The 24,489-nt window shown below is 42.7% G+C and carries 17 protein-coding genes; 2 read left to right on the top strand and 15 right to left on the bottom strand.

The features are described from left to right. Position 1: 1 nt before the first annotated feature. The 4 genes from I2I33_RS07140 to I2I33_RS07155 form a co-directional block, all read right to left on the bottom strand. The gene (locus tag I2I33_RS07140) at positions 2-3,481 is read right to left on the bottom strand and encodes a SusC/RagA family TonB-linked outer membrane protein (RefSeq protein WP_087421764.1); all 3,480 of its coding nucleotides are present in this window, start codon (positions 3,479-3,481) and stop codon (positions 2-4) included. A gap of 82 nt (positions 3,482-3,563) precedes the next feature. Then, positions 3,564-4,721 (bottom strand): FecR family protein, encoded by a 1,158-nt coding sequence (locus I2I33_RS07145; protein WP_087421763.1) that lies wholly within the window; start codon positions 4,719-4,721, stop codon positions 3,564-3,566. A 404-nt stretch (positions 4,722-5,125) separates the two neighbouring features. Further along, on the bottom strand, positions 5,126-5,632 hold the full coding sequence (locus tag I2I33_RS07150; protein ID WP_229128226.1) for a TlpA family protein disulfide reductase: 507 nt from the start codon (positions 5,630-5,632) through the stop codon (positions 5,126-5,128). 41 nt (positions 5,633-5,673) lie between these two features. Continuing rightward, the gene (locus I2I33_RS07155) at positions 5,674-6,213 is read right to left on the bottom strand and encodes an RNA polymerase sigma-70 factor (protein ID WP_087421908.1); all 540 of its coding nucleotides are present in this window, start codon (positions 6,211-6,213) and stop codon (positions 5,674-5,676) included. Between the two features lie 229 nt (positions 6,214-6,442). Here I2I33_RS07155 and bla point away from each other — a divergent pair, with 229 nt between their 5' ends. Next, positions 6,443-7,363, top strand: coding sequence for a class A beta-lactamase, subclass A2 (gene bla, locus I2I33_RS07160; RefSeq protein WP_087421762.1), 921 nt, complete (start codon positions 6,443-6,445; stop codon positions 7,361-7,363). A 4-nt stretch (positions 7,364-7,367) separates the two neighbouring features. Continuing rightward, a complete protein-coding gene (locus I2I33_RS07165; protein WP_087421761.1) occupies positions 7,368-7,895 on the top strand; it encodes a GNAT family N-acetyltransferase in 528 nt (175 codons plus the stop codon). 30 nt (positions 7,896-7,925) lie between these two features. Here I2I33_RS07165 and I2I33_RS07170 read toward each other — a convergent pair whose 3' ends face one another. The 11 genes from I2I33_RS07170 to I2I33_RS07220 all read right to left on the bottom strand — a co-directional run bounded on the left by I2I33_RS07170 (position 7,926) and on the right by I2I33_RS07220 (position 24,312). Next, positions 7,926-9,344, bottom strand: a complete 1,419-nt coding sequence (locus tag I2I33_RS07170; RefSeq protein WP_087421760.1) for an alkaline phosphatase — start codon at positions 9,342-9,344, stop codon at positions 7,926-7,928. An 82-nt stretch (positions 9,345-9,426) separates the two neighbouring features. After that, positions 9,427-10,776, bottom strand: a complete 1,350-nt coding sequence (locus I2I33_RS07175; protein ID WP_087421759.1) for a TolC family protein — start codon at positions 10,774-10,776, stop codon at positions 9,427-9,429. A 38-nt stretch (positions 10,777-10,814) separates the two neighbouring features. Beyond that, complete coding sequence (locus I2I33_RS07180) at positions 10,815-13,865, bottom strand: efflux RND transporter permease subunit (RefSeq protein ID WP_087421758.1); 3,051 nt, start codon at positions 13,863-13,865, stop codon at positions 10,815-10,817. A 154-nt stretch (positions 13,866-14,019) separates the two neighbouring features. Then, positions 14,020-15,096, bottom strand: coding sequence for an efflux RND transporter periplasmic adaptor subunit (locus I2I33_RS07185; RefSeq protein ID WP_087421907.1), 1,077 nt, complete (start codon positions 15,094-15,096; stop codon positions 14,020-14,022). A 151-nt stretch (positions 15,097-15,247) separates the two neighbouring features. Beyond that, positions 15,248-16,174 (bottom strand): magnesium transporter CorA family protein, encoded by a 927-nt coding sequence (locus I2I33_RS07190; RefSeq protein WP_087421757.1) that lies wholly within the window; start codon positions 16,172-16,174, stop codon positions 15,248-15,250. 137 nt (positions 16,175-16,311) lie between these two features. Next, a complete protein-coding gene (locus I2I33_RS07195) occupies positions 16,312-17,325 on the bottom strand; it encodes an endonuclease (protein ID WP_087421756.1) in 1,014 nt (337 codons plus the stop codon). Positions 17,326-17,327: 2 nt separating this feature from the next. Beyond that, the gene (locus tag I2I33_RS07200; protein ID WP_087421755.1) at positions 17,328-20,432 is read right to left on the bottom strand and encodes an ATP-binding protein; all 3,105 of its coding nucleotides are present in this window, start codon (positions 20,430-20,432) and stop codon (positions 17,328-17,330) included. Between the two features lie 88 nt (positions 20,433-20,520). Continuing rightward, on the bottom strand, positions 20,521-20,877 hold the full coding sequence (locus I2I33_RS07205) for a carboxymuconolactone decarboxylase family protein (RefSeq protein WP_087421754.1): 357 nt from the start codon (positions 20,875-20,877) through the stop codon (positions 20,521-20,523). Between the two features lie 17 nt (positions 20,878-20,894). Continuing rightward, on the bottom strand, positions 20,895-22,229 hold the full coding sequence (gene rseP, locus I2I33_RS07210) for an RIP metalloprotease RseP (RefSeq protein WP_087421753.1): 1,335 nt from the start codon (positions 22,227-22,229) through the stop codon (positions 20,895-20,897). A gap of 16 nt (positions 22,230-22,245) precedes the next feature. Further along, entirely contained in the window at positions 22,246-23,412 is a 1,167-nt protein-coding gene (locus I2I33_RS07215; protein WP_087421752.1) for a 1-deoxy-D-xylulose-5-phosphate reductoisomerase, read from the bottom strand. 33 nt (positions 23,413-23,445) lie between these two features. Next, positions 23,446-24,312: a M23 family metallopeptidase gene (locus I2I33_RS07220; protein ID WP_087421751.1), complete on the bottom strand. Its 867-nt coding sequence runs from the start codon at positions 24,310-24,312 to the stop codon at positions 23,446-23,448. Between the last annotated feature and the right edge of the window lie 177 nt (positions 24,313-24,489).

Raw genomic sequence — 24,489 nt, forward strand, 5'->3', positions numbered from 1 at the left:
TTTAAAAAGTTACATTCAACGACATGGACACTTGACGAGAGAAAGGATAGTCAATTCCTCGTTCCATCTTAATCGACGAGAACCGACAAATATCTTCCATATACACTCCAATTGTCGCAGCACTAATCCCTACCCGTTTAAGCCAATCACATTTCTGCCCGTCCAATCGATAGGATAAATTTATAGTTGAAAAATAAAATTCATTATCATCCATCACGAAACGCGAACTCTCCTTTGTATCCATCTTAGCAATATCTCCATCTATTGCCTTAAAAAACACCTGATCCCCAGGATTTTTCCATCGACTATACAGAGCTCTCCGATCCGCATTCATTCGTAAGTTAGCATTTTCCACCTTATCTATCAGCGTCTGGTTAAAAGTCTGGCCCCCCCAATGATATTGACCGGCAAGCGTTAAACTAAACCCTTTATAGGTAAATGTCGTTGAAACAGAACCCTGAAATTTAGGTTCAGTATCTCCAACCGGGACTTGGTCAATTGCAGAATATTCATTTGTCAGTTGACCATCTCTAGTCAAAAATACCTCCCTACCGGATTGTGGATCTATACCCATCGAGCGAACCGCCCAAATCGTAGTTTGAGAATAACCGTTCTCATAACGGGGTAAGGGACGTTTTTTACGTTTATCTTCTAAACCGGTAACGTACGGGTCTTCAACCTCATCCGCAATTTCCATTTGTTTTTCATTCATCACTTTCAAGGCATTAGAAATTTCCTCTATCCGTGATTTATTATGAGAACCGGTAAAAATCACGTTCCAATAAGCTTGTCTTGCAGGATCACTATATGGCATTAAACGTAACGTCACCTCATATCCCTTATTAGAAATTCTTCCCAAATTCTCTTTCATTGTCGGGAATCCGACAGACGGAGCCATCGTGTAATCCAACAACGTATTTTTCGTATATTTCTCGTAGTACTCGAATCTTGCACTCAGAATATTATTAAACATGGTAAAATCCAATGATGCATTATAATTTTCTGTCTGTTGCCATTTTAAATCCGGATTTCCCAAACCGTATATCTCCGTCCCCACCACATCCGAACTCTTGTAAGTTTTCATCAAATTAGAATACGTATACATCTGTAAAGACTGATAAGGAGTAAATCCCTGAGATCCCGTAATACCGTAAGTCCCCCTCACCACCAATTCATCAAAAATACCTAAGTTATTAATAAAAGGTTCTTTTTCTGCATTCCAACGTACTCCGGCAGACCAGAACGGGGCATAACGGTTATTTTTTCCAAACTCTGAAGATGCATTGACACTCATACTATAATCAAAAGCATAACGTTGTTTATAAGCATAATTCAAGGTCATCACGAAAGCTAAAGATCGAGCAACACTCTCGCTTCCTGATGTGTTCTTGTATTCCGTTCCCATATACACTTCACTCAACTTATCATTCGGAAATCCCTTCATGGACAATGTAGTCGATTTTGTAGAATTTTCATTCACACTATATCGCAAATAAGCTGTCAACAAATGATCACCCAACCCTTTAGTATACGCTCCCGACAAACTTAATCTATATTGAGTTCCCTCTGTTTTAGTCCATTCATACAATCCTTTTTTAGCCGGGTCTTCCTCAAGAAAGAAGTCATTATGCTGGGCAGAGTTAAACACCTCTACCGTTCCATCCTTCCGAGTTAGCGTAAAATCCAAACTTAAACGGAAATTCTCAAATGGCAAGTACTCCAATTTTAAAGCCTCCCGAAGTTCAAAATTCCGGCTTTCATTCTTTGAATCAAACTGTGCATTCCACAAAGGATTTAAAGTTGGCGTACCATAATAAGCGACAAATTCATAATTATCACCAATACTATGATCATCCAATACTTGCTTAATATTTCCATGTTCATCAGTCTTACGATAATAAGGATTTATTTTCGTGTAATCTTGAAAACTTCCATAAGGAGAAACCCTAGTACCATTTGAATAATCCACAGTCAATTGATTATTAATCAAAATTTTATTATTACGATAATTCAAATCAATCTTTCCTGTTTTAGTATTTAAATCCGTTTCTTTCATAATACCGGGTGCCCATTTGGCTCCCAGATAAATTTTATAACGCAACGTATGGTCTCCCCCTTCCACAGTCAAACCATGTCTATGAGAAAAAGCAGTCTTCACTGGTTCTGCCAACCAATAGGTATTCACACCCCGCATCACCTCCTGGCGAAGATTATTATAATAATTCATCAACCCCAAATTATCCTTTTCATCATAATACCCCGCCAACTCCTCTATTTCCAGCTTCTCTTTCGCATTCATCATATCATAAACACTCAAATCTGGCCATTCCAGTTCGTAATTACCATTATACGTGAAGCGTAGTTTTCCCGGTAGCGGGGCTCTTGTTTCCACGACTACCACTCCATTGGCAGCCTCTGAACCATAAATAACCGTCGCTGCCGCATCCTTCAACAATGTAATTGATTCCACTTGTTCCGGGTCAAGATCCATGATCGTAGTTGCATCCACGCCAATCACTCCATCCAACACGAACAACGGTTGATTCGGACGAGTATTTACATCTCCACGCAACACAACCACGTCATCACTCTGGTAATTACCCATGCTAGCTTGCCCTCGCATTTGAAAATCCGGTATTGCATTTGGATTCGAACCGGCCAGATTACTCGCATTCATCCTAAAACCGGGATCTAACATCTCTAACGCCTTCAAGACATTACCGGAAGTCATTCGTTTAATCTCATCCCTAGAAACCCGTGTTGCTGATCCCGTGAACCCTTCTTTCTTACGAGTAAAGATACCCGTCACCACCACGTCCTCCAAATTCTCGGTCTGTTCCTCCATCACAACCTTCAAATCCTTCTTACCGGCCAGAATCTCTTTATCCTTAATATCTGCCAGTTTCACCTTTTGCGTCACCATCCCGACAAAACGGAAAACAACCACCACATCCTTTAGCTCTTTAGGCAAAGGAAGACTAAACTTCCCGTCAATATCCGTGGCGCATCCCACCGTTGTACCTTCAACAAGAACGGTGACTCCGGGTAAGGGATCTCCTCCTTTATCCACCACCTGCCCTTTCATCAGAATCGTTTTCTCTTCCTCCTTGGCAACAACCGTTTTCGGGGTAATCACGATCAAATTGTCAACCAACCGATAACCGAAACTCTCTCCAAAAATCACTCGTACCAACTCGTCCAGCGTTGCTTGGTTCAGATTCACGGAAATCTTTCTTGTCACATCCACCTCTTTCTTACTAAAAAAGAAATCCTGTTTTAACTGTTTTTCGACCTCCAGAATCACTTGCTCAATCGTAGCATCTTTCAGCTTCAGACTAACCGATGCATTTTGGCTGCGAACCTCTGCCGAAAGGTGGGTCAGCCCTATCAGCATAAATAAAATCACAATTTTCATCACTCGCAATAGGTTAAAAAGTTCCCTGAATGTGCAATTCATGCACATACTTCGTTTTTTTTTCATAGCTTTGTAATTGAATTAATACTTGAATTCTCTTCGGAGAATGAACACGGGGGTTGTTAGCGGCAATCCCCGTATTTCTTTCCTAACGTTTTATAATAGTTATCACTTTTCCTTTTACCTCGAAATCAACATTTGTTGTTACTTTGATCACGGACAACACTTTATCCAGATCCATATCCCTTTTGATCACGCCCCGGAACTCGTAGTCTTTCAATTCCGGATTCTGGTAGAACACCTCGAAATCATACCAGCGCTGCAACTGGCGCATGATCAAATCCAGCGTCATCGCTCGGAACACGAACCGCCCTTCCCTCCATGCCACGTAAGGCTCCACGTCCACCTCTCTCACCGTCAATTGTCCCGATTGCACGTCCATCACGCTCTGCATTCCCGGTTTCAGCACCTCTGCCTGCCCGTTCTTCACGGAAGACACCCGGACCGACCCGTTCACCAGCGTCGTGTAGATCTGTCCGTCATCCCCGTAAGTGTTCACATTAAACGATGTTCCCAGAACAGTCACTTCCGCCCCGTTCATCCGAACGACAAAAGGACGCAAACTATCTTTGTGAACCTCGAAATAGGCCTCACCTTTCAAATCAACAATTCGTTTTCCGTCACTGAATTCTACCGGATATTTTAATTCGGAATCCGCGTTCAAAAACACCTTGGTACCATCCGATAATACCAATGAATACTCTCCCCCGATAGGCGTTGTCAACTTATTATACTCTTCTGTCACCACCCCTTTTCCATGCTCTTCATACACGATACCCCGACTATTGGTAGCCACCCGAACCCGTTCATTCAACAAAATATTCAAATTCTGCCCTTGTTCCAACACCACCTCTTTCCCGTCAGCCATCATTAAAATAGCCTTTGACGTTCCGGGTTGCATCACGTTCTTCACTAACACTTGTTCCTCATGCATATCCCGAACCCCGTTTATCGTACGCCCCACGAATAAACCGACTAACAATATAATCGAGGCGGCAATCGACCAACGCAAAGTCATCCGGCGGCTCTTCTGATCATAAATACTCTTCTCCAGATGCAGGAATTCTTCTTCATCATTCTCTCCATAGTTCTGTCCGGACAACTTTTGCCGGATCGCCGCAATCTCGTCCAATAGCTCAACATGATCTTTCTCTTTCAACCATGCAGTCACTTCCTCGTCATTCAACTCTTCCCGTCGAGTAAGTAACCTATTGGCAAATTCTATATCGTCATTCTTATAATCCATTTTTGCTATTTTTTACAATAACACAACAAGCCACCTCAAATGGGTGACAAAAAATTGAATATTTTTTTATCTAACGGAAAATAATCGGATTTGTATGGGTAATCCCATCACAAAAATAAATTTTAATTGATCTTTTTTCGTAATTATATTATACCAACTCCTATTCAACTCCCATTCATTTCCTATTCAACTCTAATTATAATAGATAATAACATATAAATTTAAGATCGTTATAAAATGAATATTACTTTATAAATATGATAGATATAAAACTATAATCTTTATTATACAACTTAATACCTTTTGATAACGTTATAAATTCCCACTTATGAATACCCGACAAAAAAACAGGACTTCAAAAAAGTCCTGTCTTCAAATTATCCTGTAAAAATAAAAAAATACCTCTACTTATATTTCTTCATTATTTTCTCGATAACCTCTGCCGTTAACTCATGCCCCTGTAATAATGGAAAACCTTCCCAACGAACAATGCCTTTCGGATCAATCAAAATCACGTGAGGAATCCCCTTTACCCCAAGCGCTTTCTTCATTACCCCCTTGGTGTCTACCGCACTGTAATATTCGATATTCGGGTCTTTCATCTCTTTTACTTTATCGGCAGTCTCATCGGAAATTCCGATAACAACCAACTTTTTCCCGAATTTTTTAGCAAACTCGTTTAATTCGGGTATCGCCTTCCGGCACGGGCCACACCATGTTGCCCAAAAGTCAATCAAAATAAATTTTCCCTTCAATTTCGGCTGCTGGGAAATCCACTCTTCCACCACAAATTCCGGGGCTTTCTTATTCAAAAAAGAATCTGCCCACAATTTTTTTCCATTATTGGACTCTTGTCCAAAGACGTTTGACAGGGTCAATGTCAGAACGATACATACAATTAACTTCATCATTTTTTTCACTATTTTAAATTAACATCCCAATTTTCAAACATTTATACTCGTTCCCGTTTCAGCAGGAATAACATCACCATTTCCTCCTTCAACTCGTTTCGCAGGAATTTCAATCCTCGTGAGATATGAGTCTTCACCGAATTTACACTAATTCCCATCTCGTCAGCCACGTCCTTGTATGTTTGACCTTCAACAAAACATTTCATCAGTACTTCCCGTTGTTTTTCAGGCAATTCGTCGAGTTTTTCGTTCAAGCGGGCCATACGTTGTTCATAATCATCCAATTCCTCATCAGCATTCTGCAACGCCTCGACAACTTCCCGTTCGTTCATAGCCACGACACGTAAATGTTTCAAATAATTCAAAGCGTAATTCTTGGATAAGGTGAACAGGTAGGACTTCAAAGAATAAGAAGTATCCAATTTCTTTTGATTCTTCAACACCACGAGGAACACATCATGCACGATGTCCTTGGCCACCTCTTCGTCATTCACGTAGCTACATACAAATCCGACCAAATCCCCGAAATGGGATTTAAATAAACTTTCAAAAGAATCACTATTTAAGTCATTTCCTATCATGATACGCATATAACTAACACGACCTCTATCTATGCAAAAGTAAACTTTTTATTGAAGACGACAAACAACTGGCCCAATTATAAAATAAACTGTTCTCGTGTCAACATGGGAAAAGACATTGACAGGTTTCAAGGGATTCGGATTAATTTTGTAAATTTGCTGACAGGTGGGTAAGGATTTTCCCCGGACAAGGCAAAAAAACAATATTATAAATCAAAAACAGGCTCGCATGACACACGTTAATATAGCACCCCGAAAACTATTTTTTATTCTCTTTTTACTCGTGTTACCGGTTGTAATCAAGGCCGAGCAGAAGGAATTAGAGGAACAATTACGAAAAGTCATCGCGAATAAAAAAGCACAAATTGGTATTGCCGTAATCATTAATAGTAAAGACACGATCACGATTAATAATGACGCACGTTACCCGATGATGAGCGTGTTCAAGTTGCATCAAGCTTTAGCAGTTGCCAATTATTACGAGAAGAAGGGCTTGTCTTTCGATACACCTATTTATATTCGTAAGACTGATCTGAAAACGGACACGTACAGCCCACTCCGAGACCTGTACCCGGATGGAGAAATTTCTCTCCCGATAAAAGAATTACTAGAGTACACCTTGCATTTAAGCGATAATAATGCCTGTGATATTCTTTTCCAGCAAACCGGAGGCACGGAGGCCACGGATCACTACATCCGCTCCAATTTGGGCATGAGACATTTCGCGATCAAGGCCACCGAAGACGAGATGCACCAAGATAAAAACAAATGCTACCAGAATTGGAGTACCCCACTTGAAACAGCAAGAATAATTGAATTACTGTTGAACGTGCGGCTATTCGATGACGAATACCAAGGATTTATCAAAACGACCATGATGTCCTGCGAAACGGGAAAAGATCGGTTAGCCCGCCCTCTGCAAGGGAACAAAGCAATCATCGGTCATAAAACCGGGACCGGTGACCGGAATGACAAAGGACAAATCATCGGGATGAACGATGTCGGGTTCGTGTACTTACCCGATGGCCAAAGCTACACGATCGCTGTTTTTATAAAGGATTCAGAAGAAAGCGAGGCCGCAACAGCCCGAATTATCGCAGATATTTCAAAAACGGTATATCGACACGTTACGAATAACAGTCACGAATAAAACCATGAAATTTGTATTCAGGAAAGCCACAAAAAAGGATATTCCCGCTCTCGGTCGGATGATGCGGGAGGTTTGGGAGTCCATGGAACAGAAGGAATGGTTTGCCCAGTATGATGCAGAGAAATATATCACGGATTTATTCAATACACGAAAAGGAGATGTCTGGCAAGCAACAGACCCGATAACCCGACAAGTAGCAGGCATTTTCATCGCAACATACCCGGGACGTGGGAACGAGAATTTGGGATACGACATCGGGTTGTCCGACCCGGAACTTTCACTCGTTGCCCACATGGACACAATTGTCGTACATCCTCTCTACCGGGGCCAAGGCTTGCAACAGAAACTGACTGCATTAGCGGAACAGGATTTATGCTCCCGAGGATTTCGGTATTTCATGTGTACGGTTCACCCGGACAATAAATATTCAAAGGACAACATGGAAAAACAGAATTATAAAGTCGTGAAAGAGGCGCTCAAATATGGTGGTTTACCGCGACTTATATTTCTAAAGATCGTACCTCAACCATGATATTCTTTTAAATAAATTCAAACACACAGCTCAATCCCAACCGGCAGATTCCGCTATTATCCGGGGAATATCCGTGTTGTTTAACGGACTTCCATCAAAACGCCATGCCCCGGCTCCGATAGCGTATACAGGTACCCGTGTTCCCGTATGCTCAGGGGTTGTCCATCCCATCCCGGCTTTGTTGTTTAACAGTTGGACGGCCTGTTTGGCCAAAGGTTCCACAACAGCATACAATCCCCTTAGAGCAGCCCCCACTTGTAGATAAGAACATTCAAACTCTGATTTCAGGACGTCTTCTTCCTCTTTCGTAATCTCTATTTCATTCCAAAAACCCAGTTCTTCAGACAATACAGTTTTCACTTCTTCCCATCGGACTTTACCTCCCCGTTTTTCCCGCAAAGAAACCAAGCGCTCGGACAGCACATCCAAAGAATTTTGCTGGTAAGATAAAAGTTTCAGATTCAAATCATATCCTCGCGTGCCAAGCCCCACACCTCCGGTCTCATGATCGGCAGTCACGATAACCAGCGTTTCGTCCGGATGTTGGTGGTAAAATTCCAAGACAACTTCCACTGCATCCGAGAAATCCATCACCTCATTCACCATTGTCGCCCCATCGTTGCTATGGCAGGCCCAGTCTATTTTACCACCTTCTACCATCAGAAAAAAACCTTTATTTGATTTTTGAAAAAGATAATCTATTGCTCCCCGGGTTATTTCAGACAACGTTAAATCCCCCGGTTTCCGGTCGATCGCGTAAGGCAAACTGAATGGACTCGCCCCTGTTTCCTGCACGAAAACCATTTTAGTTGCTTTTTCCCGTTTACGATTAAAATCGTCATATCCCCTGGCAATCGTGTATCCCGCATCCTCGAAACTACAATACACGTCCGGGGCTGTTGAATCCGTCATTGAACGAGTCTGTAAAAAACCACTTCCCGCATAAAGGTCAAATCCCGCCTTAACGGCATCCATAGCGATCTCGTAGTACATGCTCCGGCTAGACTGATGAGCATAAAATACAGCAGGCGTCGCATGATCGATGCTCACGCTAGTTGTAATACCCACGCTCAAACCTTTTTCCTTCGCTTTTACGGCAATACTATACACGTCTTTCGAGTGAATAGCATCCTTACCGATAGTTCCGTTTGAAGTGCGGGTTCCGGTAGCTAAAGCCGTTCCCGCCGCAGCAGAACAAGTAATCGCGTTAAATGCCGAGTACGTGGACATCATGTTTACTACTGGAAATCCGGTAAAAGATAACGAATCCAAACCGATCCGTCCATCCAGTTCTGCCCGGTAAAACTGAGTTCCGGTCACTTGCCCGTTCCCCATCCCGTCTCCAATCAAGAAAAATATGTAACGTATTCCATCCCCCTTGCCGGAAGTACAGGAATACCCGAAAAATACCATCATTAAAACACTGAACCACACGATTATTTTCATCATTTACTCGCTTTAAGATTACAAGCCAAAAGTACAAGTAGGATATGACAAAAATATTACCGCGTGGTTAAGAACTGATAACAGATTACTCCGACACGAACGAGCCTCGAATATCCCCGCTAAGAAGCAGTAACGATAATTCGGAAACTTTTGCCTGGTAGATAGCGGATAACTTCCGGTCAACGGCATCAATGTAACTACGTTGAAATTCCCTGAATTCGATTCCGGAAAGCGACCCGATCTTGTATTTTTCTAAAGCCGCATCCAAGTTGGCCTCGGCTACACTAGCGCTTTCAATCTCGAAATTTACCATCAGCAGGTTGTTTTCATAGGAATTATACATCAACGCCAAATCTCCCAGCGTTTCTTTTTCCGCCTCCTGATAGGAAAGTTCCGTATTTTCCAATTCCAGTTTGGCATTCTTGATCTTCGTCCGGTTTTGTAAACGACTGAATATAGGGACATTTAACGAAAATCCCCAGTAAAAACCGTTTGACCGGTTCAACGTGGTACTGGAAGAAGGTGTATCTGTCTTGTTATAGTTGTACCCGGAATTGAAATCCAGCGTCGGGAACAACACGGCACGGGCATTTTTTAAATCCAGCGCGGAAATTTTCTGATCTTTTTTAGCGATCAACAAGGTGGTATTTCCTGCCAGAGTTTTTTGTTCCAAGGTACCCAATGCCAGTTGCGGGCCCAACAAGATCGTGTCCTGCACGTAATTCACCATTTGCAAATCCGTATTCATCAATTTGTTCAACGTGATATAGGCACTTTTTAAAGCCTCCTTTTGCCGGACGTAAGTCGAGCTGTCGGTGTTCAAATCAATTTTTGCCTGTTGAGCTTCTAGCCCGGATCTATTCCCGATCTTGTAACGAACTCTGGCCTCGTCGTAACGTTCATTCGAGAGTTCCAGTGAATGACGGGCCGCCATCAATTTATGGTGTTGTACCAGCACGTTATAATAGGCTGCACTCACGTTCAAGATCAAGTTCTCCACGACTTGCTGCACGGCAAGTTCTCCCATTGCCAGTAGCTCTTTCTGTTTTTCATGGGTGGTGAACATCTCTAGCCCGTCAAATATCCGCCAGTTTAGAGCAACACCCGCGGTGTAGTTATCCGTTTTTACATCCGACATTTTATTCACTTCACCCGCGCTATTCTCGGTCTTCGTGTCATTGCGGGTCTGTGTCTGTTTCGCGGTTCCTTCCAACGTCGGTAGGAAAGTCGAGTAATTCAAATTATTCTTATCCATCCGAGCCTCGTTCCGGATGATTTTAATGGAAAAATTTGATTCCAAGGCTTTTTCCAGACATTCATCCAAACTTACACGCTGCGCGGAACAATCGAAAATTGAGAATTGAAAATTGAAAATGAACAATAAAACGATCATTTTCCCTATCCATTTCATATATCGTAAATTCTGTTTTTTCATAGTCATTCTTTATTCTACTCGCAAAATTTTCAATTTGTTCAATCTTCTATCTCTTCTATTATTTTTACTTCTTTCGACGAGAGGTAGGTGTAAATAGCCGGGATCACGAAGAGTGTCAACAGCGTGGAGCATACCATACCTCCCACGACCGCAATACCCATGGCAACACGGCTCTCCGCTCCTGCACCCGTGGCCATTGCCATCGGAAGAATACCTAACACGGTAGACAAACTCGTCATCAGGATCGGACGTAAACGAGACACGGCAGAATCCTCAATCGCCTCACGCATGGATAAACCGGCTAACTTACGCTGGTTGGCAAATTCCACGATCAAGATACCGTTCTTCGAAACCAGTCCGACCAACATGATAATTCCGATCTGGCTGAAAATGTTCATGGTCTGCCCGAAATACCACAAAGCAACCATTGCTCCGATCAATGCCAACGGAACGGTAAACATGATGATTAACGGATCACGGAAACTTTCGAACTGTGCGGCAAGTACCAAATAGATAAATACCAACGCCAACATGAAGGCGAACATCAAACTGGAAGAACTTTCCACGAAGTCCTTGGATGTTCCCGATAACGTGGTTTTAAAGTCATCGCTCAAGACCTCTCCTGCAATACGATCCATCTCTTCCAGTCCTTGAGAAAGGGTCACGCCCTTTGCCAGTCCGGCAGAAACGGTTGCCGACACGAAACGGTCATAACGGTATAGCTGTGGCGGCATAGAACTTTCGGACGTCGTGATCAGGTTATCCAAATGGATCAAGTCCCCATTATTATTCCGCACGTATATTCCTTTCAAGTCACTTGGTTTATTCCGATCCTGACGTTCCAACTGGGAAAGTATCTGGTACTGTTTTCCATTCATGATGTAATAACCCACCCGTTGTTCACTCATGGTCAACTGAAGTGTTTTGGCTATATCCTGCACGGAGACTCCCATACTGGCAGCCTTGTCCCGGTCAATATTAATGGTCAATTCCGGTTTCGTGAATTTCAAGTTCAAATCAGATGCCGAGAATACCGAACTCTTGTTCACCTCGTCCATAAAGATAGGTAATATCGCCTTCAAATCATCCAGATTTTTCGCTTGAATAACATATTCAACCGGAAGTCCCCCCCGCCGACCGCCAAAGGTCTGTTGCTGGGAAACCAAGGTACGGCCTCCGGTAAATTCACGCACTTGTACTGCTAACTCGTCGGAAATTTCCTGTTGGGTACGCTTCCGCTTGTCGGCATCAACCAACCATAATTGCAAACTTGCCCGGTTCGTTTGTCCGCCCCCGACAAATTCAATCACCTTCTCTTGTTCCGGCACCGTTTCTTCTATGAAAGTCGAGATTTCATCTGCATAACGAGCCATGTACTCGTAAGTAGCACCTTCCGGAGCGACAGAATTCAAACGAATATTCGAACGGTCCTCCAAAGGAGCCATTTCCGAAGGAATCAATAACCACAAGAAATAAATGGCTACACCGGAAGCCCCGAGTATAATAATTGACCAATAACGAACTTTCAAAAATCGTTGTAACCAACGACGGTACACCCGGTTCATTCCCTCGAAGAAAGGTTCTGTTTTCCGGTAAAACCAGTTTTGCGTGGCATTCCGGGTTAATAGTTTCGTGGAGATCATCGGCGTAAATGTCAACGCCACGAAAGAGGAAACTACCACGGCTCCGGCAATCACCACGCTAAATTCACGGAACAAACGCCCCGTGGTTCCTTCCAAGAAAACGATCGGGAAGAACACGGCTACCAACACCACTGTTGTCGCGATAACGGCAAAAAATATCTCGTTTGATCCCTTGAATCCCGCCTGCAACGGGGACATACCTTGCTCTATTTTCGTGAATATATTCTCCATGACCACGATAGCATCGTCAACCACCAAACCGATGGCCAGCACGACGGCCAGCAAGGTCAATATATTGATGGTGAACCCGGCCACGTACATGATAAAAAAGGATGCAATCAATGACACGGGGATTGCCAGAACGGGAATTAACGTCGTCCGCCAACTCCGCAAGAAAAGGAAAATGATCAAAACAACCAAAAGGAAAGCCTCGAAAATCGTGTCCTCCACCTCGTTGATTGAACTCCGGATAAATACCGTGTTGTCGAAAGCTATCGTGGCATCAATATCTTCCGGCAGGTCCTTTTCCAAATCCTGCATCACGAGATAGGCCCGGTCCGCAATATCAATGTAGTTTGCTCCCGGTTGGGGAATCAAAGCACACATCACCATGGGAAGGCCGTTACGCTTGGCTATACTCCGGGTGTTCTCGGCATCCACTTCCGCCACACCAATATCTTTAAAACGGACAATTTTTGATCCTTCTCTCGAAATAACCAAGTTATTGAAATCCTCGATCGACATTAATCGTCCCAAGGTACGGATTGTCAACTCGGTATTGTCACCTTCCACTCGCCCGGAAGGTAATTCGATGTTCTCCTTTTCAACGGCAGACTGCACGTCCATCGGGGTCAACCGATGTGCTGCCAGTAAAGCCGGGTCCATGCGCAAACGCACGGAATAACGTTTTTCTCCCCAAATATCCACGCTACTCACACCGGGGATAGTCTGTAACCGTTCTTTGTAATAGCGTTCGGCATATCCGCTCAGGTCGATCAACGAACGTTGACCACTACGCAAAGAAACAGCAAAAATAGGTTGGGCATCCGCATCCGCCTTGTACACGGTCGGGGGATCTATATCCTGCGGTAACCGACGTAACGTTCCGGAAACTTTGTCCCGGACGTCATTAGCTGCCGTTTCCAAATCCACGCTTAATTCGAATTCTATCGTGATCCGGCTCTGCCCGTCACGGCTCGTACTACTTAACGAACGAATTCCCTGTATACCGTTAATAGCCGATTCCAGAGGCTCGGTAATTTGTGTTTCAATAACATCGGCGTTAGCCCCCACGAACGAGGTCGACACGGATATTACCGGGGGGTCCACGCTAGGGTAGTCACGCACGCCTAAATATAGCAACCCGATGGAACCGACAATAACCAAAATCAAGTTTAACACGGTTGCCAGCACCGGACGCTTTATACAGGTTGAAGATAAACTCATACCACTGATTAATTTTAGATTTATGATTTTAGATTTTAGATTGCATGATTCAGTGATCTTAGATTTTAGATATTGTAATTCTATTCATTCTAAATTTTAAATTCTAAACTCTACATTACCTGAAGCACTAAATTTTAAACTCTAAACTTTTTCTCTATTTATTCAACTTGACATTCACGATCATTCCCTCACGCAATTGCATCAAGCCTCCCGTTAACACGGTGTCACCCACCTGTATTCCGGAAGTTACTTCCACGAACTGGGAATCCCGACTGTCTGTTTGCACGGGTACGCTGGTAGCCTTTTTATTTTTCACTACCCACAAACGTTTCCCATCCATCTCCGGCACGACGGCCTCTGTCGGAACAAGTATATATTTCAAATTCTCAGCCGTCATCAATTCCCCTTTCACGAACATTCCGGCTACCAGATTTTTAGTATTCCGGTAACGAGCCCGCAGATTTATGGTATGAGTTGCCACGTCGGCCTGTGGATCAACAGCATACACTTCCGCCTCGATCTGATGTTCCATACCGCTAGGCTGGAAGGTAAGTTTTCTACCCACTAAAGGCAGATCAATATATTTTTCAGGAATAGAAAATTCAATTTTCAGATAAGAGTTATCAACAATCGTGGACACCTTAGTACTCGGTTGCAAGTAACTCCCCTCACTCACGAAACGGAATCCCATTCGACCGTCAAAGGGAGCCCGGATTTCAGTTCGAGCAATTTTAACCTTTAATAATTCAATATCAGCCAGATTCATATTGTACTCGGTCTCCAACTGTTGAAATTCTTCCACGCTGATGGATTCCCGTTTTAATAGTATCCGCTGTCTTTCCAATTTGGCAGCCAATAATTCTTTCTGGAATTCGGCACGAGCGAGTTGAGCCTGCAAATCCGAATCATCCACTTTCACCAACAAGGTTCCTTTCTTCACCAACGTCCCTTCTTCAAAAGCGATCTTCACAACTTTACCGGCTGTTTCCGAAACCAGTTCGACTTCTTCATTTGCAACCAATAATCCCGTTACGGGAATTCCATTACCGGAAGTTGACATAGATGCCACGATACCCGATACCGGTAAAGCTCCCCGGTTAGCCGCCTTGGGAGCTGTTGTCGGGGTTGACGTCTCTTTATCCGAAGAAAAATCCAAACGAGGGATCACGATCGCACCCACGATCACGACCGGAATTCCAATTTGTAAAACTCTCTTTAAACCTTTGTTCATATTTTTAATCATTACATACCAAAAATGCCTGTTTCAGCCGAGCCTAGACAAGTATTCACAACACTGTTGTTATGACATCAAATATCCCCAAAAGTTTATCAACAAACCGTTAATAGTTTGTTAAAATAACGAGATGTTTTAGATATTTTATTTAAAACCAATGGCGCCATTTAAACACGATGAAACCGAAGACGGAAAAGAGTATCGAGATAACAATCACGATCAAAAATCCGTATGGATTTTCCTCCAAAGAGTTCGGGACATTCATCCCGTACAAACTGGCAATCAAGGTCGGTAACATTAATATAATCGAGATGGACGTCATCCGTTTCATCACGATATTCAAGTTATTGGAAATTACCGAAGCATAGGCATCCATTGTACCGCTTAAAATATCGCTATAAATACGGGCCGAATCCTGAGCCTGCCGCAATTCGATCTCCACGTCCTCCACCAAATCCTCGTCGAAAAATTGCCGCTGCACTTTCAAGGTCTTCATTTTGATCAACAAATTATCATTCCCACGCAAAGAAGTGATAAAGAATACCAACGATTTCTCGATTTTTAGCAACCGTTGTAATTCTTCATTCCGGATGGAACGTTCCAATTCGACCTCTGCCATGTGCATCTGGGCATTGATTTGTTTCAAATATTTCAAATACCACACGGAGGCAGAAAGAAACAAACGGAAGACAAGATCCCAGTTATTGGCAATCTCCAAGTTTTTACGAATCACGTAATTGATGAAATCGGGAATCATTTCTGTCTCGTAATAACACACGGTTACGAACATATCCTCCTTCACGATAATCCCCAAAGGCACCGTGATGAAAGGAATACTTGTATCTACCGACTTAAAAGGAATACGCAGGATCATCAGCGTCCATCCATCCTCTACTTCCAAACGGGAACGCTCGTCCACGTCTTCAACGTCATCAATAAAAGCCTCCGGAATTCCCATTTCGTCGATCAGGTAGCGAAGATCGTCCTGAGTGGGTGAAACAACATTAATCCAGCAATTGGGTTCCCATACTTTCTTTTCCACGAACCCTACTTTACCCATTAGGAAAGTTCTCATAATAATCCTCCTTCAATTTATGAATAGAGGCATTTATCGAGAACCCCTATTCAGATTAATACTGTTGATGATAGTCGTCCATATCTTGTTCTATGAATTTTGCCACAAAAGTAATCTTTTATTTTAAAAAACAGCAATTATTTCTTTAAATCGATGAAGACCGGAAGATGATCGCTGTATCCTCCAATGTAGTGAGGCCCCCGATAGGTCGGTTTCGGACGAACACCGAAAGTCCCTCGCTCTTCTTCAAGTAAAAAATCCGCATCATAGATACCCATTCTTCGGGATACCTGCAAATCAGCTTTCCCGTTCAACAGGTTCCCGGAAACGATGATGTGATCCAGCGTCTGCCACTCTCCCTTGTAACGATAACTACCATAGTTTTTCCCCAGCAAGTAATACCCGGTGTTGTAAAAGTTTTCAGATTTAATTGTCCCGGATTCCGGATCTTGAGTTTTCAACGCCTTTTGCGCGGGTGTATTCGCCCGCCCGTTCAAATCTCCCAAAATCAAAATCATGGCCCGGGGATGAAGATCCTGTATAGAATCCACCTTCTGCCTCACGACAGATGCCGCTTTTACCCGTTTCCATTCACTTTTCGCCTCCCCACCCCGCATGGAAGGGAAATGACAAACAAAAACATGAAGCGTATCGTTTGGGGCCAATATACCCTCACAATAAAGTATATCCCGGGTAGTCTCCCCGCTTTTCAAACGGACTGGAAAGAAAGCGTTATGCAATAACCGGAATGAATTTTTCCGGTAGAGTAAGGCAACATCAATTCCCCTTGCATCCGGGGAGTCGGCATGTACAATACCATAATTACCATCCGCCAACACCGTTTTGTTTACCAAGTCGGCAACAACATCCCGATTCTCCACCTCGCTCAAGCCGATGAGTAGCGGAAACTTTCCCGCCCCGAGACTGTTTAACACTTTCGAGATATTGAGTAACTTTCGGGTGTAACGTTCCCGATTCCAATGCTGTTTTCCCCGGGGAGTAAAATCGTCATCTGCCGTCAGCGTGTCGTTTCGGGTATCAAATAGATTTTCCGTATTATAGAACACGACTCGTTCCCGCACCCCCGTCTGGGCGTATGAAACACAGGAGACACACAATAAAAATACCTCGATACAGGCCTTTAGCAACATCACTAGAGTAAAATAAGATGTTTCTCCAACAAAGCGATAATTTTACTCCTTAATAAATTTGCATTAATCGGTTTTGCCGTGTAGCCGTCAAACCCGCTGGCCATGATTTTCTCTTCATCAGAGGCATAAGCATAGGCTGTAACCGCAATCACGGGAACCGTCCCGGAAATCTTGCGGATTTCCTGCACGGCTTGAAAACCATTCAACTCCGGCATATTTATATCCATTAAAACCAAATGTGGATCGTGTTCTTTAAACAATTCAACGGCCTCCCGGCCATTCCACGCGTGTATCAATTGATAATCCTTTTTCAATATGGATTCAAAAAGCATATAATTACTCGGATTATCTTCAGCAACCAGTATCTTAAGTTTATTTTTCTCGACTACTTGCTGAACGATTTTCTCTTCCTTTATTTCTTGACAATGCAATTTTACAGCCACATAAGGAATCGTAAACCAAAAAGTTGTTCCTTGTCCTACTTCCGATTCCACCCCGATTTTACCACCCATCCGTTCCACGATAGTCTTACAGATAGACAAACCAAGCCCTGTTCCCTGTGCAAAATTGTTCAACTTCACGAATCGTTCAAACACGGCATCTTTTTTATCCGCGTCAATACCGCATCCCGTGTCGGACACATAAAAATAAAGAGAGTCTTTCTCCAAAAGATGATAACCGAAACGAATCGTTCCTTCTTTCGTGAATTTTATCGCGTTATTGATCAGATTGGAAATCACTTGTGTTAATCGATTTTTCTCTGAACGAATGCAACAATCCGGAAGATATTCATCAAATTTAATTTCAACTTTTGCGGAAGTTAATCGTAAACAAGAGGTTTGTTCTAATCCTCGCATCAGAGCGTTCAAGTCAAATTCCGAATAGGCAAACTCCATCGAACCGGACTCAATCTTGGAAAGATCAAGAATATCACTAATTAATTGCAAAAGTAAGGTGTTATTATTCTCGATAATATTAATATATTCCTGTTTCTCCTCTTCAGCTTCTGTCGATGCCAATATATTAGAGAATCCGACGATAGCATTCAACGGGGTACGAATTTCGTGACTCATGTTAGCAAGAAAGGCTGATTTTAACCGGTTGGATTCTTCCGCATGTTCTTTCGCATCACGCAAAGCCAGTTCCATCTGTTTTCGAGTGGTAATCACAACCGAAGATCCCACCAAAGATAAAGGTTTCCCATTTTTATCCCGCTGATCCACGGTAGCCTGCGCCTCTACCCATTCGTAAGAATAATGATGTTCACTTTTATCCAAAACCCGGTATTCCTCCCTGATCTTGGCTACTTTTCCGGCAATTAAAGCCGAATAAGCCGCTTTTACACGTTCTCGATCGTCTTTATGTATCTTTGAAAAATATTGTTCTTCAGGAACCGCTAAAGAATCCTCATTATCAGTACAATGTTTTAGTTCAATCGGACGATTCACATCACACAAGACGGTATGTCTTTCCAAATCCCAACGCCAAGGAGTTATATTCGCCACGTCGAGAGCCATTGACAATTTATAGTTCACGGATTCCAACATAGATCTTGTTTTCCGCAAATCAGTGACATCCACGCAAAAAATATCGACCATTCCTTTTTCCGTGGATGCGATATTTATTATTTCATAGTATTTCTGTGTTGCACTGTAATAATATTCAAAGGTAAATGACTTTTTCTCGATAAACATTTTTTTGTACAACACGACGAACTCGTTATATCGACTTCCCCGTAGTTCACTGCCTTTTTTACCTACCACCTTCTCCGCTTTGGCAAAACATTCTTCAAACATCGGGTTTACTTCTTCCACTTGATAATCCACGACATCCCCTTTTGCATTATAAATCAACCGATGTTTCATGTAAGCCAACGGCATATTCGTGAAAAGCGCTTTATATTTTTCCAAAAGAACCAACTCCCGATCGTGTAACACTCTCTCTTTTTTCAACAACCGTAACCGTATCCATAACAGATACGTGATAAATAGTAAAACGATAATGGCTAGTAACATATAACGAGCCTGCTCCCAGAATCCTTCCGGGGCAAATAAATAAACCGCATTATCCGGATACAAAGAAGTCGGGATTCCGGCCTTCTGAAGAATCGGATAAGAGAGATAATAATTCGGTTTTCCCGCCACCTGCAAAGGAATATCTTTTGCCTCCTTTCCATCCAAGACCTCCCTTAACGTCCGCGTGACCGTATGTGCAAAATCTTTGCCCAAGTAAAAATATCCTCCAGCCATATCCCCATCATGGATTCCATTATCTTCCAACGTAAAAACCGGGTGATTATCGAAATAACTGATAGCTTTATGGTTGTTCGTGGACAAATATTTATTTCCGGCAATTTCCTTACGTTGAACCCATGAAAAATAAAGTAACCCGACCTCATTCATGTCATACGAATAAATAGAATCCAGCATTTGATCCATATTTATCTGCCCTTCAATAAAATAAGACACATCCAAATCCGGAAAATACGTCTCGCACACGTGTCTCATTTTCTCCCGTATCTGCGCACTCACGTAGTGTCTATCCGATATTAAGACAATCTTCTTCATGTTCGGGAGCAAACGTTTCATTTCGTCAATCGTTTCCCGGATATAAACGGGACACTCGATAAGCGTAACATTCAATCCGTTCAATTTATCCTGTAAAGGGATAATATCCTTCGGGTTGATCTCTTCTCTTTTCAACATGACATCTAACGGACCGACATAATCTTCCCGCACACAAAGAATAACAGGAACATCTTTCCAGATTTCTTTAAAAACATCCTCGAACACGCACCAGATACTATTTCCCAACATGACAACACATCTGGGAGCGGTATCATATTTTGCCAAAATATAATCCCTTCTTTTCTGCAATCCCGTCACACTATCCTCCAAAAGCATGTTCAAGGATTCAACCCAAATATCTTCTTTTATCGAATGATCTTTTCGTATACTGTCGATAGCATGGTTTGCCCACACATCAGATTCTGCATAAGAATTCAGAATTAATATATACCCTCGATCATGGATATTCGCTTTTGTCAAAAAAACATGACAACAACAAATAAACAATAAGCTTATCCGCAAAACATTTTTCGTCGACATGACAATTCCCTTTATACAAATATTGCACAAAGGTATAAAATCTATTTATGAACCCATCCTATTTTGCTCGAATTCGGCAATATATTAATTAGTCATTCCCGGCCATTCCCTGCAACTCCTCCCAATATTCCAAAGCCCGCCGTGTATGAGGGATCACGATGGTTCCTCCCACCAGATTGGCAACAGAGAATATTTCGAACAACTCTTCCGTGGTCACCCCGTACTGATGACATTTTTCCAAATGATATTTGATACAATCATCACAACGCAACACCATTGACGTCGCTAATCCCAACATTTCTTTTACTTTTGAGGATAAAGCTCCGTCCATATATGTATTGGTATCCAGATTATAGATCCGTTTGATCACTTTATTATCGGCTGCCAGTATTTTCTCGTTCATTTTAGCCCGGTATGCCCGGAATTGCTCAACCATTTCACTCATAATTGTACATTTTATAGCTAAACAAATAATTTCAATATATCGTTGATGTTCGCGAACAACAACAAGAACAACAAGAAGAACATTCCCACGATCTGGGCGTTCTCCATAAATTTCTCATTCGGCTTGCGACGTGTTATCACCTCGTAGAGCAAAAACATCACATGACCTCCATCCAACGCCGGAATAGGCAAGAGGTTCATTACGCCCAGAATAATGGACAACATGGCCGTTAATTCCCAGAAAGCCCGCCAATCCCACACGCTGGGGAATATGTTCCCGATAGAAATAAATCCTCCCACGGACCTGAAAGCTTCCGGGTTTTTAAATAATTTGAATTGTTTCAGATAGGACTTGATCCAGTCAAATCCCATGTTAATTCCCGCAGGGATAGCACCAAAGAAGGAGTATTCTTTCACGGCGTACTCGAAATCGTTTATCACTTTCGGATACACCCCGATCACTTTACCACTTCCGAGAGCAATAGGGATAGAAAGGGTATCGCACCCACGCAATACTTTTGTATTCAATATACTGTCCCGGTGTGAACGAATCAAATCAATATACTCGTCATAGAAAGTAAATGAATGTCCGTCTAATTCCAGCACCCGGTCTTCTTCCAACATTCCGGCATTCCGGGCAGGTGATTCATCGGCAAACCCTTGTATCGAACCGTCATATTTATAACGGGGTGTCAGTAAAGCTATCCGCTTAAACCCTTTCGAGGAATAGGCCAGCATCTCCCCGATCAATGTAGAAGGAAGATTTATATTCATCACCTGACCATCCCGCATAACCTGTATCGTCTTCGGGTTCTCCATCAAGATATACCCCGGAATTTCGAAGAAATTCTCTACTTTTTTATTGTCCAAGGATAAGATCATATCCCCATTTCGCAACCCGGCATTAAGTAACAAGGAGTCGCATACAACTCCATATTTCGCATTCTCGGTAGGCAAGTACTGCTCTCCCCACGCATAAAGAATCATGATGTAAATGAAAAACGCCAGGATAAAATTAACAAGTACCCCGCCGATCATGATGATCAATCTTTGCCAAGCCGGTTTGGAGCGGAACTCGTAAGGTTTTGCCGGTTCTTTCATTTGCTCCAGATCCATGGACTCGTCAATCATTCCTGCAATCTTCACGTATCCGCCAAGAGGCAACCATCCCATCCCGTATTCAGTTTCTCCCCTTTTAAAACGAAACAGGGAAAACCACGGGTTGAAGAAAATAAAAAACTTCTCCACTCGTACTTTAAATATTTTTGCCGCCACAAAATGCCCCAACTCATGCAACATAACCAGAATCGAGAGGCTCAACAAAAACTGTAATATCTTTACTAATACATCCATATACCTATTTTAGATTTTAAATTTTAGATTTTAGATTGAGAAATTCCTCTTTTGCTATTCGTCGGCCTTCTTGGTCTGAAGCGATATAATCTTCCAAGGTAGGTTGGACAATATAACTCACTTTTTCCATCGTTCGTTCAATCACATCCGACATGGCCGTGAAAGAAATTTCATCTTTCAAAAAGGCTGCCACCATAATTTCATTGGCCGCATTTAACACGCAGGGGGCATTCCCTCCACGATTCATGGCCTCGTAAGCCAATCCCAGATTTCGGAAGGTCGTTATATCCGGTTTTTCAAACGTGAGATCGGAATAAATACCAAAATCCAAACGCGGTATCTCCGAATGTACCCGTTCCGGGTAAGTCAGTGCATACTGGATCGGCAAACGCATATCCGGAACTCCCAACTGTGCTTTTATATTTCCATCCTGAAACTGAACCATCGAGTGAACAACGGATTGCGGGTGTACTAACACCTCTATTTGTGAAGGTTTTACTCCAAACAACCACTTTGCCTCGATCGCCTCGAAACCTTTATTCATCATGGACGCAGAGTCGATGGTAACCTTTGCCCCCATGTTCCAGTTCGGGTGTTTTAATGCTTGTGCTGCCGTTACGGACTTCAAATATTCATAATCCCGTCCCCGGAAAGGTCCACCGGACGCTGTTAATAATATCTTCTCCACCGGGTTGTTGTGTTCGCCCACCAAACACTGGAATATAGCCGAGTGTTCGGAATCCACGGGTAATATCGCCACCTTGTATTCCTCAACCAACCGATTAATTAAATCTCCGGCAACAACTAAGGTTTCCTTATTGGCCAGAGCGATCGTCTTACCCGCCTTAATCGCGTTGATCGTGGGTAACAACCCGCTATACCCAACCATGGCAGTAACGACCACATCAATCGTGGATGTTTGCACGACTTGAGCAATAGCTTCGCTCCCGGCATATACCTTTATATCCTCGTCCTTCAATAACTCGGTTAACTCGGAATATTTTGATTCATTTCCGATCACAACCATGTTAGGCTTGAACTTTCTGGCTTGTTGCGCCAGTAATTCCACCTGATTATTTGCCGTGAGAACCTCTACATTAAACCGTTCCGGATTAGCGTCAATCACCTGCAATGTCTGCGTTCCAATTGACCCGGTAGATCCCAATATTGCTATATTTTTCATTTCAAAACAATCTCCAAAACCACTATTCGCGAATCATTTAAACTTAATGAATGTTTCCGGATTCAATGCTTTTCCCGCTTGCCACAACTCGAAATGTAAATGCGGTCCGGTTGTTTCTTCGCCCGTGTTCCCAACCACTGCAATCGCCTCTCCCGCACGGACAAAATCTCCCTGCTTTTTCAACAATACCGAATTATGCTTATATACTGAAACCAGATTTCCATTATGCTGTACTTGAATCACGTAACCCGTCTTAATTGTCCAATCCGTGAAAATGACCACGCCATCCAGCACGGACAAAACATTTGAATTTTGCTTGGCCACCAAATCCACCCCATAATGACGAGTCGTTTCATCAAAATGATTGGTTACCACCCCATCCAATGGTGAGAAGAAATGATAAAAATCATCATCGGAAGAACTGACATGCCCAAGGGTTAAATTGTATTTTTCTTCTTTTTCCACGATTTCCCGAAAACCGGCCTCTTCTTCCGACATACCTAACATCGAAGTATCATAGGTTACCTTTACATTCTGCTGCATCGACACGAAACTCGTCGTGTCCAAGTTTTCGTCTCTCAAAATAGTTTGTATGGAATGGAGAAAACGATCCTTCTTCTGCACCTCGTTTAATAGGGAATCAACCCGTAGAGCGTTTTGTGTAATCTGACGTCTCAACTGTTGGCTCGGGTACCCCGGGATGAATTCCCGCAAATTCGTGAAAGCAATCAACATGATAGTCAATATAATCAAGACGACGGCCAATGTACTTAATGCCGTGAGAACGTGCAACGGAGAGAGCCGAAGGTGCATTACCTCCTCGTAAGTAGACTCGTTAAATATCGTCAACTTATAGCGGTTCCTCAGCTTATTCCAATATTTTCGTTTTTTACTGCTCATCCAATTATTTTTAGCCTTCAAAAATAGTATAAAAATCCAACTTTCCCAGCCAGAGGATTCATAAACTTTATCGAGGCAGTAGAAAAGAGTTTAGAATGAAAAAGATTTTGTAATTGCCGATTAAACGATTAAGTGATTGAAAAGAGCATTGAATTGAGAGCAGGAATCACTGAGTCG

Source organism: Butyricimonas sp. BSD2780061689_150309_C8 (assembly GCF_015560935.1).
GTDB lineage: Bacteria > Bacteroidota > Bacteroidia > Bacteroidales > Marinifilaceae > Butyricimonas > Butyricimonas paravirosa.